Genomic DNA, 14286 nt, shown 5'->3' with positions numbered 1-14286 from the left:
TTCGCGGATGGATGCGATCATTCAACCGTGACGGATTTCGCCAGATTTCGCGGTTGGTCCACGTCCGTGCCCTTCTGGACCGCCACATGGTAGGCCAGCAGCTGCACCGGCACGGCGTAGACGAGCGGCGCGATCAGCGTATGACACTCGGGCGCGTCGACCCGGCGGATGCCGGCGCCGTGCGGATCGGGGGCCGACTTCGGCGCGATCATGATCACCGGTCCACCGCGCGCCGCGACTTCCTGCAGGTTGGAGGCGGTCTTCTCGAACACCTCGTCCAGCGGGGCCAGGGCGATGATCGGCGTCAGTTCGTCGACCAGGGCGATCGGCCCGTGCTTGAGCTCGCCGGCGGCGTAGCCTTCGGCGTGGATGTAGCTGATCTCCTTCAGCTTCAGCGCCCCCTCCATGGCCAGCGGGAACATCGCCCCGCGGCCGAGGAACAGGACGTCCGCGGCCTTGGCGATGTCGACGGCCACGGCCCTCAGGTCGTCCTCCATTCGCATGGCCTCCGCGATCAGACGCGGCGCCTCGAACAGGGCCTTGACCAGCTCGGCCTCGCGCGCGGCGTCGATCACCCCGCGCTGCACGCCGGCGCCCACGGCCAGGGCCAGCAGGGCCGCGACCTGGGCGGTAAAGGCCTTGGTCGAGGCGACGCCGATCTCGGGTCCGGCGTGTGTCGGCCACAGGGTTTCGGCTTCGCGCGCCATGGACGAGGAATGGACATTGACCAGGGCCGCGGTGCGCAGGCCCCGGGCCTTGCACCACGACAGGCTGGCCAGGGTGTCGGCGGTCTCGCCCGACTGGCTGACCGCCACGGCCAGGGTCCCCGGCGTCAGCGCCGGCTGGCGATAGCGGAACTCCGAGGCGATCTCGACGTCGCAGGGCAGGCCGGCCAGCTTCTCGAACGCATAGCGGCCGATCTGGCCGGCGTAGAAGGCCGTGCCGCAGGCCACGATCTGGATGCGATCGACGGCGGCGAAGTCGGTCCCGCCGTCCTTGGCCTTGCCGTTCACGAAGTCGAGGTAGTGCGACAGGGTGTGCTGGACGCTGTCGGGCTGTTCATGGATCTCCTTCTCCATGAAATGCCGGTACTCGCCCTTCTCGACCAGGGCCGAGGAGGCCGAGACCTGCACCACCGGACGTTTGACCTCGTGGCCGTCGACGTCGAACATGCGCGCGCCGCTGCGGTCGATGCCGACGTAGTCGCCCTCTTCCAGATAGGAGATTTGCGTCGTGAAGGGCCCGACCGCCAGGGCGTCCGAGCCCAGGTACATCTCGCCCTCGCCCCAGCCGACCACCAGCGGGCTGCCGCGTCGGGCGCCCAGGATCAGGCCGTCCTCGCCCTCGATCAGCACGGCCAGGGCGTAGGCGCCGGTCAGCCGGTCCAGCACGGACTTGAACGCGACCAGGGGGTCGTTGGCGGTTTCCAGCGCGCGGTCCAGCAAATGCGCCACCACCTCGGTGTCGGTCTGGCTCTCGAAGGTGCGGCCACCGGCGGCCAGTTCGGCCTTCAGCTCCGCGAAATTCTCGATGATGCCGTTGTGAACCAGCACCACCCGTCCCGCCTTGTGCGGATGGGCGTTGGCCGTGGTCGGTGCGCCATGGGTGGCCCAGCGGGTGTGGCCGATGCCGACGGTCGCCGCCAGCGGCTCGGCCAGAAGCACCGCCTCCAGCTCGCGAATCTTGCCCTTGGCGCGGCGACGTTCGATGCGGCCGTCGACCAGGGCGGCCACGCCGGCTGAGTCATAGCCCCGGTATTCCAGTCGCTTGAGGCTGTCGATCAGACGGGGAACCGCCGGGCCCACGCCTGTCACGCCAATGATGCCGCACATGGATGTATCCTCGAAAACCGGGGGTCAGGTGCTTTGCGCACGGGCGGTTGACGGTCTAAGCCACCGTCATCGTCAGATGTCGTGTAGGCGACAGGCGGCTGGATTTGCATCTAAAAAGCGGTTTCGCAAGGTTTCTGCGCCGCCGTACTCAAGGAACGTGACAGTTGGGCGAACGACGATATTTCGGCACCGACGGCATCCGCGGCCGCGCCAATACCCACCCCATGACTCCCGAGGTGGCGTTGCGCGTCGGCCTCGCGGCCGGCCGCCTGTTCATGTCCTCGGACGACCGCCGGCATCTGGTGGTGATCGGCAAGGACACCCGCCTGTCCGGCTATATGATCGAGCCTGCGCTGGTGGCCGGGTTCTCCTCGGCCGGTATGGACGTGCGCACCTTCGGGCCGCTGCCGACGCCGGGCGTGGCCATGATGACCCGGTCGATGCGGGCCGACATCGGCGTGATGATCTCGGCTTCGCACAACTCCTACCTCGACAATGGCATCAAGCTGTTCGGGCCGGACGGCTACAAGCTGTCCGACGCGGTCGAGCTGAAGATCGAATCGATGATGGACCAGGCCCTCGACGCCGACCTGGCCGCGCCGGACGCCCTGGGCCGGGTCAAGCGCATCGACGACGCCCAGGCCCGCTATGTCGAGATCGCCAAGGCCAGCTTCCCCAAGGGGTTGAGCCTGCAGGGCCTGCGCGTCGCCGTCGATTGCGCCAACGGGGCCGGCTACCGGGTCGCCCCGACCACCCTCTATGAGCTGGGGGCCGAGGTCTGCGCCGTCGGCGTCGAGCCCAATGGCCTGAACATCAACGCCGAATGCGGCTCGACCCATCCCGAGACCCTGGCCGAGGCGGTGAAGCTGTATCGCGCCGACATCGGCATCGCCCTGGACGGCGACGCCGACCGGGTCATCATCTGCGACGAGAAGGGCCAGGTCGTCGACGGCGACCAGATCATGGCCATGGTCGCCCTGGACTGGGCCCGCCGCGGCCTGCTGGTGGGTGGCGGCGTCGTCGCCACCGTCATGTCCAACCTCGGGCTCGAGCGGGCCCTGAACGCCGCCGGCCTGACCCTGGAGCGAACCCAGGTCGGCGACCGCTACGTCATGGAGCGGATGCGCGAGGGCGGCTTCAACCTGGGCGGCGAACAGTCGGGCCACATCATCCTGCACGACCACGCCACCACCGGCGATGGCCTGATGTCGGCGCTGCAGGTCCTGGCCGTGCTGGTCGAGAGCGGCCGGCCGATGAGCGAGCTGGCGAAACAGTTCGAGACCGTGCCGCAGAGGCTGGAGAACGTCCGCTACACGACCGGCAAGCCGCTGGAGAACGCCGGGGTCAAGGCCGCCATCGCCGAGGCCGAGGCGCGGCTGAAGGGTGTGGGGCGGTTGCTGGTGCGGCCCTCGGGCACCGAGAAACTGATCCGGGTCATGGCCGAGGGCGACGACGCGAAACTGGTGAAGTCGGTGGTCGCCGACGTGGTCGCGGCGGTGAAGGCGGCGGGCTAGGTTCACCCTTCCCACCGTCATCCTCGGGCTTGACCCGAGGATCGGACTATCCGGCGTCCGGTGACAGCGCGCGCGGGCGCGGTCGCGGGGCCGTCTCCGCCGCACAGCCTGCCTCTCGCCTCTGATCCCCGGGTCAAGCCCCAGGATGACGGGGTGGAACCCGCCGCCCGTCCGGCGCAGTCTCCCGCCATGATTCTAGCACGCCTTCGGGGCGCCCTCTCCCTGATCCCCGGCCTGATCGCCTGCGCGATGGTCGCGCTGGCGGCGGTGGCTGTCCAGGCGCTGGAGTTGCGGCTGTTCGGGCGAGGGTGGATCGACGCCATCGTCCTGGCCATCCTGATCGGCGCGGCGATCCGCAGCGTCTGGACTCCGCCGGCGTCGATCCGCCCCGGTGTCGAGTTCAGCGCCCGCACCCTGCTGGAGATCGCCGTGGTCCTGCTCGGCGCCTCGGTCAGCGCCGCCACCGTCATGGCCATCGGCCCCGGCCTGCTGGCGGGCACGGCGGTGGTCGTGGCGCTCGCCCTGGCCGTCAGCTACGGGATCGGGCGGCTGATGCGCCTGCCGCACCGGATGGCTGTGCTGATCGCCTGCGGCAACGCCATTTGCGGCAACTCCGCCATCGCCGCCGTGGCCCCGGTGATCGAGGCCGAGGCCGAGGACGTCTCCGCGGCCATCGCCTTCACCGCCGTGCTGGGGGTGGCGGTGGTCCTTCTGTTGCCGCTGCTCGGCGCGGCGCTGCGGATGACCGACGTCCGCTACGGCACCCTCGCCGGCCTGACGGTCTACGCCGTGCCCCAGGTGCTGGCCGCCACCCTGCCCGTGGGCGCCGTGGCCAACCAGGCCGGAACCTTGATCAAACTGGTCCGTGTGCTGATGTTGGGGCCTGTCTGTCTGGGCCTTTCGATCCTCACCGCCGTCCGCGGCCGCGAGGGCGGGGCGGTCGCGGCGCCCGCGCGGGCCGTGTCCCTGCACCACCTCGTCCCCTGGTTCATCGTCGGCTTCCTGCTGATGATGGCCGCGCGTTCGATGGCGCTGATCCCCGCCGCCGTCCTGCCGGCGCTGGCCCAGACCGCCACCGTCCTGACGGGGGTGTCCATGGCCGCCCTCGGGCTCAGCACCGACGCGCGGGCGGTGGCCCGGTCCGGGGTCCGCATCGCCTCCGTCGTGATCCTGTCGCTGCTGGCGCTGCTGGGCCTGGCGCTGGCCCTGATCTATCTGCTGGCGTTGGTCTGAGGCGTCCGGCGAGCGGCCCGCCTACGCCCGAAGGCCGGGACTCTCGCCCCGTCCGATCCGCCCTTTCCGACCCCTGAACCCGCCCTTTCCACCCCACGAGAGGGACGATCCGGCGCCCTGCGTCCGGAAATGGCGTACCCGCGTGCTCTTCTAGGCTGCAGTTCGCGCCAGGTCCGCCGCTGCTGGTCTTTGACATCCCGATACGCCGCCTCCGCCCAGGATCCGGCGCGCAGAAACGCCCGCTCGCTCCGGCCTCAACCCGGCCGGCTGGGGCCGAATGTCTCCAGAGTAGCGGTTTTCGCATTTTCCCGATGTCCCGGGCCGGTCGCCGGGACGGCTCAGATTTCCTGGTTGTAGGCCCCGATCTCGCCGTACTTCGCCAGTCGCGGCTTCACCTCCTCGCGGAACAGGGCGCGCATGTCGTCGGCCGAGCGCATGCTCTCGACCACCACCACCAGCTCCGGCTTGTTGGACGAGGCCCGCACCAGCACCCACGATCCGTCCTCCAGATGCACCCGCACCCCGTTGACGGTGATCGCCTCGACGATCCTGCGGCCCAGGATCGAGCCGCCGGCGTCGGCCAGGGCCTGGTATTCGGCCACGATCCGCTCGAGCACCTCGTATTTCAGTTCGTCGTCGCAATGCGGCGACATGGTCATCGAGGTCCAGGCGTCGGGCAGGGCGGCCTTCAGCTGCGACAGCTTTTTCCCGGGGTTGCGGTCCAGCATGGCCAGCACCGCCCCGGCGGCCACGATGCCGTCGTCATAGCCCCGGCCGATCGGCGCATTGAAGAAGAAATGCCCCGACTTTTCGAACCCGGCCAGGGCTCCCAGTTCGGCGGTCTTGCGCTTGATGTAGCTGTGGCCGGTCTTCCAGTAGACGGTCTCGGCCCCGTTGGCCTTCAGCACCGCGTCGGTCTTGTACAAGCCGGTCGATTTCACATCGACGACGAAGGTGGCGTTCGGATGCAGGGCCGACAGGTCGCGGCCCAGCATCAGGCCGATCTTGTCGGCGAAGATTTCCTCGCCCGTATCGTCGACCACGCCGCAGCGGTCGCCGTCGCCGTCGAAGCCGAGGGCCAGGTCGGCCCCGGTCTCGCGCACCCGGGCGGCCATCTGCATCAGCATGGCGTGGTCTTCCGGGTTCGGATTGTATTTGGGGAAGGTGTAGTCGAGGTCCGTATCCATCTCGATGACCTCGGCGCCCATGCGGCGCAGGGCCTCGGGGGCGAAGGCGCCGGCGGTGCCGTTGCCGCAGGCGGCCACGACCTTGATCGGCCGGCTCAGCCTCACGCCGGCGGTGACCTCTTCCAGATAGCGTTCGCGGAAGCCCTCCACCCGGGTCAGGGACCCGCCCGGGCGGGCGACGCCCTCGCCGTTCAGCACGATGTCCTTCAGGCGGCCGATCTCGTCGGGGCCGAAGGTGAGGGGCGGCTGGGCTCCCATCTTGACCCCGGTCCAGCCGTTCTCGTTGTGACTGGCGGTGACCATGGCCACGCAGGGCGCGTCGAGGGCGAACTGGGCGAAATAGGCGGTCGGAGACAGGGCCAGGCCGATGTCCAGCACCTCCATCCCGCCTTCCAGCAGACCCAGGGTCAGGGCCTGTTTCACGCTCAGGGAATAGGATCGATAGTCATGGCCGACCACGATGCGCGGCCTCTGGCCGATCTCGTGGACATAGGTCGCCAGCCCCAGCCCCAAGGCCTGGAGGCCCAGCAGGTTGATCTCCTTGTCCAGGATCCAGCGCGCATCGTATTCGCGGAAACCGGTCGGCTTCACCAGCGGCGTGGTCTCGTACCCGGCCGTATTGGGGCGAAGGTCCTGGCGCGGCTTGATCATGATCGGGTCCTGTGGGGAAGCGGCGGCCGGTATAGCAGCCAGGCCCGGGCCGACAACAACGCGGGAACGCCGTTTTCGAAGCCACGTTGGGCGAGGCGGGGCGAACCTTGACCGGTTCCGACCCCGGGCCTACCCAAGCCCAGACGCCCGGAGACCCGTATGCCCCGCCTGATCCTGCTGCGCCACGGCCAGAGCCAGTGGAACCTGGAAAACCGCTTCACCGGCTGGGTCGACGTGGATCTGACCGATCAGGGCGAGGCCGAGGCCCGGCGCGGCGGCGAACTGATCGCCCAGGCGGGGTTCAGGCCCGACGTCCTGTTCACCTCGGTTCTGAAGCGGGCGACGCGCACCGGCGCCCTGGCCCTGGACTCGGCGGGTCTCAGGGACGTGCCGGTGATCCAGGACTGGCGGCTGAACGAACGCCACTACGGCGGCCTCACCGGGCTGGACAAGGCCGAGACGGCTGCGAAGCACGGCGAGGACCAGGTGAAGATCTGGCGGCGCAGCTACGACGTGCCGCCCCCTCCGCTGGCTCCCGGCGGCGAATGGGATTTCGCCAGCGACCCCCGCTACGCCGGCCAGGCGATCCCCGATGCCGAGAGCCTGAAGACCACCCTGGACCGCGTCCTTCCCTACTGGAACGAAACCATCGCACCGCGCCTGAGAGCCGGCGAGGACGTGCTGGTCGCCGCCCACGGCAATTCGCTGCGGGCCATCGTCAAACACCTGTTCGACGTGCCCGACGACCGGATCGTCGGCGTCGAGATCCCGACCGGCAATCCGCTCGAGATCGACCTCGACGCGGACCTGCGGCCCGTCGCGGCGCGGTATCTGGACGAGGGCAGGGCGACGGAGCTTCCGCCCCTGCCGGGAGCCGCTTCATGAGTGACGCCCGTCAGGCCTCCGACGACATCCGCTTCATGGGCCGGGCCATCGCCCTGGCCAAGGGCCGCATGGGTCAGACCTGGCCCAATCCGGCGGTCGGCTGCGTCATCGTCAGGGACGGCGAGGTCGTCTCCGAGGCCGCCACCGCGTCGGGCGGCCGCCCCCACGCCGAGGAACAGGCCGTGCCCGCCGCCGGCGAAAAGGCGCGGGGAGCCACCGCCTATGTGACCATGGAGCCCTGCGGCGCACGGTCGTCGGGACGCACCTCCTGCTCCCATTTCCTGATGGACGCGGGGGTCGGCCGGGTCGTGGTGGCCGCCGTCGATCCCTCGCCCTTCGCCTCCGGACGCGGCGTCGAACGGCTGCGCAAGGCGGGACTGGAGGTCGAGACCGGCCTGCTCGCGTCCGAGGCGGCGGTCCTCTACGAGGGCTATCTGCACCGGGTCGAGACCGGCCGGCCGATGGTTCGGGTCAGCGACGACGGCGCCGGCTTCGACGCCCGTTTCGCGGCCTCGGCCAAGGCCGACCTGACCACCGAGCTGAAACGGCTGGGCGAGGCCGGCTATACCCGCGTCTGGGTCAGCCCCGGCGAACTGGCCGACGCCCTCGAAGCCCAGGGGCTTCTCACGTCTTAAGGAGCCTACCGCGCTTCGCGCTACTTGAGGCCGGAGCGGCTGCGCTCAAGCAGGCCGCGACCGCGTCGCGGCCGTTAGCGCGACAAGATGCCCGCACACCCTTCCTTAAGCGGAGGCGTGCCATATCGGGACCATGTCGGGAAACGCCGCCCCAACCGTCGCCAGAAGGCGCATCGATCAATCCGAGCTGGACGCCATCTGCGCCCGGCACGACCGCCTGTGGCAGGCCAAGCCGGGCGGCGCCCGCGCGGTCTTCGCCTGGCTCGATCTGTCCGGCCTTTCGCTCAAGGGCCGCAACCTCGCCGACGCCGATTTCGCCGCCTGCCGCCTGATCGGGACGGACCTGTCGGGCGCCCGGCTGGACAACGCCACCTTCTTCGGCGCGGACATGCAGGACTGCCTGCTGGTCGAGGCCAGCCTGCGCCGCGCCGACCTGCGCGGGGCCTGTCTGCGCGGCGCGGACCTGACCGGCGCGGACCTGTTCGAGGCCGACCTGAGAGAAGGCACGATCGCGGCCGCCGACGCCAAGCTGGGCTTCAAGGTGGTGGAGGCCAAGTCGCGCAACGCGACCGAGGCGCAGGGCGCCTGTCTGGCGGGCGCCAATCTGGAACGGTCCAGGCTGACCGGCGTGGTCGCCGTGGCCGCCGACTTCTCCGACGCCATCATGAAGGACTGCAAACTGGTCCGCGCGAACCTCAAACAGGCCAGCTTCCGCGGCGCGGACCTGGCCGGCGCCGATCTGTCGGGCGCGGACCTGTCGGGCGCGGACCTGCGCGACTGCATCCTCGTCGGCGTCAAGAGCGCCATGTGGCGGACCGACGGAGCCAACATGGCCGGCGCGCTGACCGACGACCGCTCCACGGGCGCTCCGGTCGGCAAGATGCCCGCCGCCGAAATGCTCGCCGAACACGCCCAATGGTGCGAGAGCGGCGGCGCCACGGGGCGTCCCTCGGTCTTCGACGGCGTCGATCTCAGGGCGCTGCGGTCGATCCACGGCTACAATCTCACCGCCCTGTCGGCCAAGGGGGCGGTCTTCTACGGCCTCGACATGGAAGGGGTGCAGCTCCAGGGCGCGCATCTCGAGGACGCCGACCTGCGCTCGGTCAATCTGAAGGGCGCCGACCTGCGCGGGGCCCGGCTGGCCCGGGCGCGGCTGAACGGCGCCGACCTGCGGGGGGCGCAGCTGGGCCCGCTGCTGATCGCGGCCGACCGCCTGTTGCCGGCCGACCTGACGGGAACCTGCCTGCGCGGGGCCGACCTGTCCGGCGCGGACCTGAAGCGCGCCGTTCTCGCCGGGGCCGACCTCAGCCGCGCCATGCTGTTCGGCGCCTGCCTGCGCCAGGCCGAACTGACGGACGCGGTCATGGCCGGCGTCCGGGGCTTCGAGCCGATGGACGCCGTGGCATGAGCTTCGTCCGCCGGCCCCTTTCCCAGGGTGACCTGGATCTGTTCCTCGCGGCGCACGAGCGGCTGGTCGAGGGTCGCCCCGGCGGCCGGCGTCTGGCGCTGAAATTCGTCGACCTGAACGGTCTGGACCTGTCCGGCCGCAACCTGACCGACGCCGACTTCACCGGCTGCGCGCTGGAGAACGCCAGGCTGACCGGCGCCTGTCTCAACGGCGCCGTGCTGTTCTGCTGCGACCTGCGCGGGGCGGACTTCACCGGCGCCCGGCTGGTGCGCGCCGACCTGCGCGGCGCCTGCCTGCGCGGGGCCAGCCTGACGGACGCCGACCTGACGCGGGCCGACTTCCGCGAAGGCGTCATCGCCGTGCCCCACGCCACACGGGGCCTGGCCGCCGTCAAGCACGAGAAGCGGCAGGGCATAGCCGATGGCGCGACCTTCGCCGGCGCCACCCTGGACGGCATTCATTTCGAAGGCGTCACGGCGTTCAAGGCGGACTTCTCCGACTGTTCGATGCGCGGCGCGACCCTCAAGGGCGCCAATCTCAAGGACGCCAACCTGTCCGGCGCCATGCTGGAGGATGCGACCGTGGAAGGCGCCAATCTGGACGGCGCCCGGCTGACCGGGGCGATCCTCACCGGCGTGGCGGTCGAGCGCGCCACGACCAACCGCGCGGACATGACCGGCGCGCTGCGGGCCCCCACGCCCGACGCCCGGTCCCGCGCCGACGCCCTGACCGAACAGGCGCTGGACGCCAACGCCTGGGCCGAGAGCGGCGGCGTGTTCGGCGCCCCGGCCGCGTTCGACGGCGAGGATCTGCGTCCGCTGGGCGGGCGGCTGGCCGGGCTGAAACTGCCGGGCCTCTCGGGCAAGCATGCGTGTCTGGCGGGCATGGACCTGCGCGGCGTCGGCCTCCAGGGCGCCAGCCTCGAGGGCGCCGACCTGCGCGGCGCCGACCTCAGGGGCGCCGACCTTCGGGGTTCGCGCCTGAACGGGGCCCTGCTGAACAAGGCGGATCTCCGCGGCGCCAACCTCGGGGCCCTGGCGATCGGACGCGACCGGTCGATGCCGGTCGTCCTGGTCGAGGCCAGCCTGCGCTACGCCCGGCTGGAGGGCGCGGTGCTGGACGGGGCGCGGCTGGACGGCGCCGACGTTTCGGGCGCCCGCATCGACGCGACCGGCCTGAGCGAGGATCAGCAGCGCGCCATCGGCCGGGCGGCGCGCGCCGAGGCGGCCTGATCCGGGCATGAAAAAGGGCGGCGCGAACGCCGCCCTTTCCCGGATATCAGCGGAGGCCGCGCTTACGCCGCCTTCGCCTTCTTGCCCTCGATCAGGGGCTTGGCCGAAGCCTCGCCGGCGCCGATCTCGATGCGGCGGGGCTTGAGGGCTTCCGGCAGCTCCCGGACCAGATCGATGGACAGCAGGCCGTTCACCAGATCGGCGCTCCGGACCACCACATAGTCGGCCAGCTGGAACCGGCGCTCGAAGTCGCGCTCGGCCAGGCCGCGATGCAGATAGGTGCGCCCGGCGCCAGCATCGTCGTTGGCGGTCTTGCGGCCGGTCACCGTCAGCAGGTTCTCCTTGACCTCGAGGGTCAGTTCGTCGGGCTTGAAGCCGGCGACCGCGATCTCGATGCGATAGGCGTTCTCGCCGGTCGTCTCGATATTGTAGGGCGGCCAGCCGTTTTCCTGGCTGGTGCGCGCGGCGTTTTCCAGCAGGCCGGCCAGACGGTCGAAACCGACGGCGGAACGGTACAGCGGGGTGAAATCATAGGTACGCATGGGTCATCCTCCTGAGGATCAGCAAGGTTGAACCGTCCCAGCGATTTGCCCGGGACGGCGGTGGGAGTTCAGCCCGGTCGGCCCGATGCTCGGCCCCGTCCGGTCTGGAGGCCCCGGGATCGGCGGCCTCGGATGCCGATGTGGGAAGTGTCCGGCCGGCGTCAAGGCCGCGCCCGTCTGTCGCCCTCCCCTCGGGAGGCTTGCCCCCGTCCACAGACTCCTTAGGGTTCGCCCGCATTCCCGCGATCCCTTGTGGAGTCCCCCCATGCGTCTGCTCGCCCTCGCCGTGACCGCCGCCCTCGCCCTGCCCGCGATCGCCGCGGCCCAGACCCTGCCGACGTTGCCGGCCCTGAACGAGACGGCCGCCCAGCGCACCGTCCGTCGCGCCGCCATGACGCCGCCGGTGCTGCAGGAGGACGCGGCGTTGCAGGCGGCGGTCGGTTCCGACGCCCGCCCCGCCGCCGACGTGGCCCGCGACGTCCACCGCCACCCATTCGAGACCCTGACCTTCTGGGGCCTGACGCCGGGGTCTACCGTCGTCGAGATCGAGCCGGGCCGCGGCGGGTGGTGGAGCGCCATCCTGCGGCCCTACGCCGAGGCCACCGGCGGGACCTATGTCGCCGTCAATCGCCCGCTGGAGGGCATGGGCGTCGAGGACGGGACCGCCGACATGGTCGTGGTCGCCCGCGCCTTCCACAACTGGCACCGCAACGGCCGCACCGCCCCCTACATGGCCGCCTTCTTCAAGGCGCTGAGGCCGGGCGGGGTCCTCGCCGTCGAACAGCATCGCGGCGCCGAGGGCCTGAACGCCGACGCCACGGCCCCCTACGGCTATGTCTCGGAAAGCTACGTCATCCACGCCGCCCAGGCCGCGGGCTTCGTGCTTGAGGCCCGCAGCGAACTGAACGCCAATCCGAAGGACGATCACGACCATCCGTACGGCGTCTGGACCCTGCCGCCCGTGCGCACCAGCGCCCCGCGCGAGGGCAACACATATGACCGGCCCACGCCGCTGACCGAGGCCGAACGGGCCGAGTATGACGCGATCGGCGAGAGCGACCGCATGACCCTGCGTTTCCGCAAGCCGGACTGACGTCCGCCGATGCCGGGAACCGTTTTGACCGGGCCGGGGAACAGGGTTAAGCCCTGCCGGCCGGGGCTGGCCCAAAGCGTGCAGGGCCGTCCTCGAGGGGATCTGAATGGCTGAATCGAGACAGGGCTGGCGGCCGTCGCTGTCGCGCCGGGACCTGGTGTCCGGCATCGCCGGCCTGACGCTGACCGGCGCGCTGGGCGGCCTCGGAGCCTGCGGTCGCGAACAGACCGCCGAACCCCCGCCCGAGCCAGACGGGCCGCCCAAGGGATCGCTGGAATGGGCGGTGGCCGGACCCTGGCGGGCCCAGCACAAGGCGAGGGACGCCGCCCGCCATCCGATGGAGACCCTGCGCTTCTTCGGCCTGCAGCCGCGAATGACGGTGGTGGAGTTCTGGCCCGGCAGCGGCTGGTGGACCGAGATTCTCGCCCCCTATCTGGCCGAGGGCGCCGGCAAATACGTCGCGGCGGGCTTTCAGACCGGGCCCGGGGCTGACCCTTCGCAGGTCCAGCTGATGGCGGCTTTCCAGCAGCGGTTCACCAACGATCGCCGCCTGTACGGCGAGATCGAACTCAGCGCCTTCGGGCCGACGTCAGGCCCGGTGACCGCCGCCGGCACGGCCGACATGGTCCTGTTCATGCGCAACATCCATGCGTGGATGGCGGCGGGCATCGCCGAAAAGGCCTTCGCCGACGCCTGGGCGGCTCTCCGCCCCGGCGGCGTGCTGGGAATCGAGCAGCACCGGCTCGGACCCGAGGAGGACCAGGACCCGGCGGCGGCGAACGGATACGTCCAGGAAGCGTTCGTGAAGCAGCTGGCGGCCGAAGCGGGGTTCGCTTTCGTCGCCGCTTCGGAAATCAACGCGAATGAAAGGGATACCAAGGATCATCCGTTCGGCGTGGAAACCTTGCCGCCGATGAGTCTGACCGCGCCCCGCGGTTCGCCGCCCAACCCGACCTTCGATCGCTCGAAGTATGACGCGATCGGGGAGAGTGATCGCATGACCCTGAGATTCAGGAAGCCAGAGTGAACCGAGCCGTCGCCTATGCCGCCAACGCGCCCCTGATGGGGGTCCCGGGCGCGTCCGCGCCTCCGGGAGGCGTGGGCGAATGGTTCCGCGGCGCGGGCGGCCTGCGCCTGCGCGCCGCCTTCTGGACGCCCTCGGCCCTGGTGGCGCGGAAGCCGCGCGGCACCGTGGTGGTCAGTCCCGGCCGGACCGAGCCGATCGAGAAATACTATGAGGTCATCGGCAATTTCCTCGCCCGCGGCTGGTGCGTCCTGGCCCACGACTGGCGCGGCCAGGGCCTGTCCGCCCGTCTGCTGCCGGACCGGCTGAAGGGCCACGCCCGGGCGGTCGAGGAATTCCTCGACGACTACGGCCGTCTGCTCGAAGCCTTTGAAGGTCGCGCGCCCAAGCCCTGGGTCATGGTCGGTCATTCCATGGGCGCCACGCTGAACCTGATGACCCTGCAGGGGGGCGAGAGCCGCTTCTCCGGCGCCCTTCTGACCAGTCCCATGCTGCGCATAAAGACCGGCAAGCGGTCGATGTGGTCGGTCAAGCTCGCGGTGCGCTGGAACCTGCGCCACGGCAAGGCCGGCGACTATGTTCTGGACGATCCGGACGATCCGTTCGACCACACCTTCGAAAAGGACGCCCTGACGTCCGACGAAAGCCGCTACGAGCAATGGCGGCAACAGCTGTACGCCTGCCCTCATCTGGCCGTCGGCGGACCGACCTGGGGCTGGCTGGCCTTCGGTCTCGACGCCGGCGAGCGGTCGCTGAAGCCCCGGGCGCTCAAGGCCGTGCGGATCCCCGTCGCCATCGTTCAGGCGGGCGACGACGACCGGGTCTGGAAACAGACCAACAAATGGGCCGCCAAACGCCTCGGCCGGGGCCGCTACGTCGAGATCCCGGACGCGAAGCACGAGATCATCATGGAGACCGACGACAAGCGCGCGGTCTTCCTCGAGGAGTTCGACGCCATGGGGGCCTATGTCTCGCCGGTCGAGGACCTGTCGCCGATCCCGGCTCCGGAGCCCGCCGGCGAACCGACCGAGGCGGCCTGAACCATAGAAT

The 14286-nt window shown here is 70.4% G+C and carries 12 protein-coding genes; 9 read left to right on the top strand and 3 right to left on the bottom strand.

What is annotated here, in order from left to right:
- Positions 1 to 17: 17 nt before the first annotated feature.
- Complete coding sequence (gene glmS / locus Q8Q71_RS07965) at positions 18 to 1832, bottom strand: glutamine--fructose-6-phosphate transaminase (isomerizing) (protein WP_305759049.1); 1815 nt, start codon at positions 1830 to 1832, stop codon at positions 18 to 20.
- A gap of 164 nt (positions 1833 to 1996) precedes the next feature.
- Between glmS and glmM the strand changes: the two genes are divergently transcribed.
- Positions 1997 to 3346, top strand: coding sequence for a phosphoglucosamine mutase (glmM, locus tag Q8Q71_RS07960; protein ID WP_305759048.1), 1350 nt, complete (start codon positions 1997 to 1999; stop codon positions 3344 to 3346).
- A 189-nt stretch (positions 3347 to 3535) separates the two neighbouring features.
- On the top strand, positions 3536 to 4579 hold the full coding sequence (locus tag Q8Q71_RS07955) for a YeiH family protein (RefSeq protein ID WP_305759047.1): 1044 nt from the start codon (positions 3536 to 3538) through the stop codon (positions 4577 to 4579).
- 338 nt (positions 4580 to 4917) lie between these two features.
- Here Q8Q71_RS07955 and Q8Q71_RS07950 read toward each other — a convergent pair whose 3' ends face one another.
- Entirely contained in the window at positions 4918 to 6417 is a 1500-nt protein-coding gene (locus Q8Q71_RS07950) for a phosphomannomutase/phosphoglucomutase (RefSeq protein WP_305759046.1), read from the bottom strand.
- A gap of 159 nt (positions 6418 to 6576) precedes the next feature.
- Here Q8Q71_RS07950 and gpmA point away from each other — a divergent pair, with 159 nt between their 5' ends.
- The 4 genes from gpmA (at position 6577) to Q8Q71_RS07930 (ending at position 10577) form a co-directional block, all read left to right on the top strand.
- On the top strand, positions 6577 to 7302 hold the full coding sequence (gene gpmA / locus Q8Q71_RS07945; protein ID WP_305759045.1) for a 2,3-diphosphoglycerate-dependent phosphoglycerate mutase: 726 nt from the start codon (positions 6577 to 6579) through the stop codon (positions 7300 to 7302).
- Complete coding sequence (gene ribD, locus Q8Q71_RS07940; RefSeq protein ID WP_305759044.1) at positions 7299 to 7937, top strand: bifunctional diaminohydroxyphosphoribosylaminopyrimidine deaminase/5-amino-6-(5-phosphoribosylamino)uracil reductase RibD; 639 nt, start codon at positions 7299 to 7301, stop codon at positions 7935 to 7937. Before gpmA ends, ribD begins: the two co-directional genes overlap by 4 nt.
- Before the next feature lie 133 nt (positions 7938 to 8070).
- On the top strand, positions 8071 to 9345 hold the full coding sequence (locus tag Q8Q71_RS07935; protein ID WP_305759043.1) for a pentapeptide repeat-containing protein: 1275 nt from the start codon (positions 8071 to 8073) through the stop codon (positions 9343 to 9345).
- Positions 9342 to 10577 carry a pentapeptide repeat-containing protein gene (locus tag Q8Q71_RS07930; RefSeq protein ID WP_305759042.1) on the top strand — a complete coding sequence of 412 codons (1236 nt, stop codon included), beginning with the start codon at positions 9342 to 9344 and terminating at the stop codon, positions 10575 to 10577. Before Q8Q71_RS07935 ends, Q8Q71_RS07930 begins: the two co-directional genes overlap by 4 nt.
- 62 nt (positions 10578 to 10639) lie before the next feature.
- Here Q8Q71_RS07930 and Q8Q71_RS07925 read toward each other — a convergent pair whose 3' ends face one another.
- Positions 10640 to 11119 carry an Hsp20 family protein gene (locus tag Q8Q71_RS07925; protein WP_305759041.1) on the bottom strand — a complete coding sequence of 160 codons (480 nt, stop codon included), beginning with the start codon at positions 11117 to 11119 and terminating at the stop codon, positions 10640 to 10642.
- A gap of 265 nt (positions 11120 to 11384) precedes the next feature.
- On the opposite strand from Q8Q71_RS07925, the gene Q8Q71_RS07920 reads away from it, so the two are divergent.
- The 3 genes from Q8Q71_RS07920 to Q8Q71_RS07910 all read left to right on the top strand — a co-directional run bounded on the left by Q8Q71_RS07920 (position 11385) and on the right by Q8Q71_RS07910 (position 14276).
- Entirely contained in the window at positions 11385 to 12212 is an 828-nt protein-coding gene (locus Q8Q71_RS07920) for a class I SAM-dependent methyltransferase (protein WP_305759040.1), read from the top strand.
- Positions 12213 to 12318: 106 nt separating this feature from the next.
- Entirely contained in the window at positions 12319 to 13239 is a 921-nt protein-coding gene (locus Q8Q71_RS07915) for a class I SAM-dependent methyltransferase (protein ID WP_305759039.1), read from the top strand.
- Positions 13236 to 14276: an alpha/beta hydrolase gene (locus Q8Q71_RS07910; protein WP_305759038.1), complete on the top strand. Its 1041-nt coding sequence runs from the start codon at positions 13236 to 13238 to the stop codon at positions 14274 to 14276. The genes Q8Q71_RS07915 and Q8Q71_RS07910 overlap by 4 nt, the downstream gene beginning before the upstream one ends.
- Positions 14277 to 14286 lie beyond the last annotated feature (10 nt).

This window comes from Brevundimonas sp. (assembly GCF_030704825.1).
Classification (GTDB): domain Bacteria; phylum Pseudomonadota; class Alphaproteobacteria; order Caulobacterales; family Caulobacteraceae; genus Brevundimonas.
This window is presented reverse-complemented; position numbering and strand designations above follow the sequence as displayed.

What these genes read in the sequence shown, in the direction of transcription:
- glmS (WP_305759049.1), bottom strand. Translation starts at nt 1,832, where the DNA reads ATGTGCGGCATCATTGGCGTGACAGGCGTGGGCCCGGCGGTTCCCCGT.
- Q8Q71_RS07955 (WP_305759047.1), top strand. Translation starts at nt 3,536, where the DNA reads ATGATTCTAGCACGCCTTCGGGGCGCCCTCTCCCTGATCCCCGGCCTG.
- Q8Q71_RS07950 (WP_305759046.1), bottom strand. Translation starts at nt 6,417, where the DNA reads ATGATCAAGCCGCGCCAGGACCTTCGCCCCAATACGGCCGGGTACGAG.
- gpmA (WP_305759045.1), top strand. Translation starts at nt 6,577, where the DNA reads ATGCCCCGCCTGATCCTGCTGCGCCACGGCCAGAGCCAGTGGAACCTG.
- ribD (WP_305759044.1), top strand. Translation starts at nt 7,299, where the DNA reads ATGAGTGACGCCCGTCAGGCCTCCGACGACATCCGCTTCATGGGCCGG.
- Q8Q71_RS07935 (WP_305759043.1), top strand. Translation starts at nt 8,071, where the DNA reads ATGTCGGGAAACGCCGCCCCAACCGTCGCCAGAAGGCGCATCGATCAA.
- Q8Q71_RS07930 (WP_305759042.1), top strand. Translation starts at nt 9,342, where the DNA reads ATGAGCTTCGTCCGCCGGCCCCTTTCCCAGGGTGACCTGGATCTGTTC.
- Q8Q71_RS07925 (WP_305759041.1), bottom strand. Translation starts at nt 11,119, where the DNA reads ATGCGTACCTATGATTTCACCCCGCTGTACCGTTCCGCCGTCGGTTTC.
- Q8Q71_RS07920 (WP_305759040.1), top strand. Translation starts at nt 11,385, where the DNA reads ATGCGTCTGCTCGCCCTCGCCGTGACCGCCGCCCTCGCCCTGCCCGCG.
- Q8Q71_RS07915 (WP_305759039.1), top strand. Translation starts at nt 12,319, where the DNA reads ATGGCTGAATCGAGACAGGGCTGGCGGCCGTCGCTGTCGCGCCGGGAC.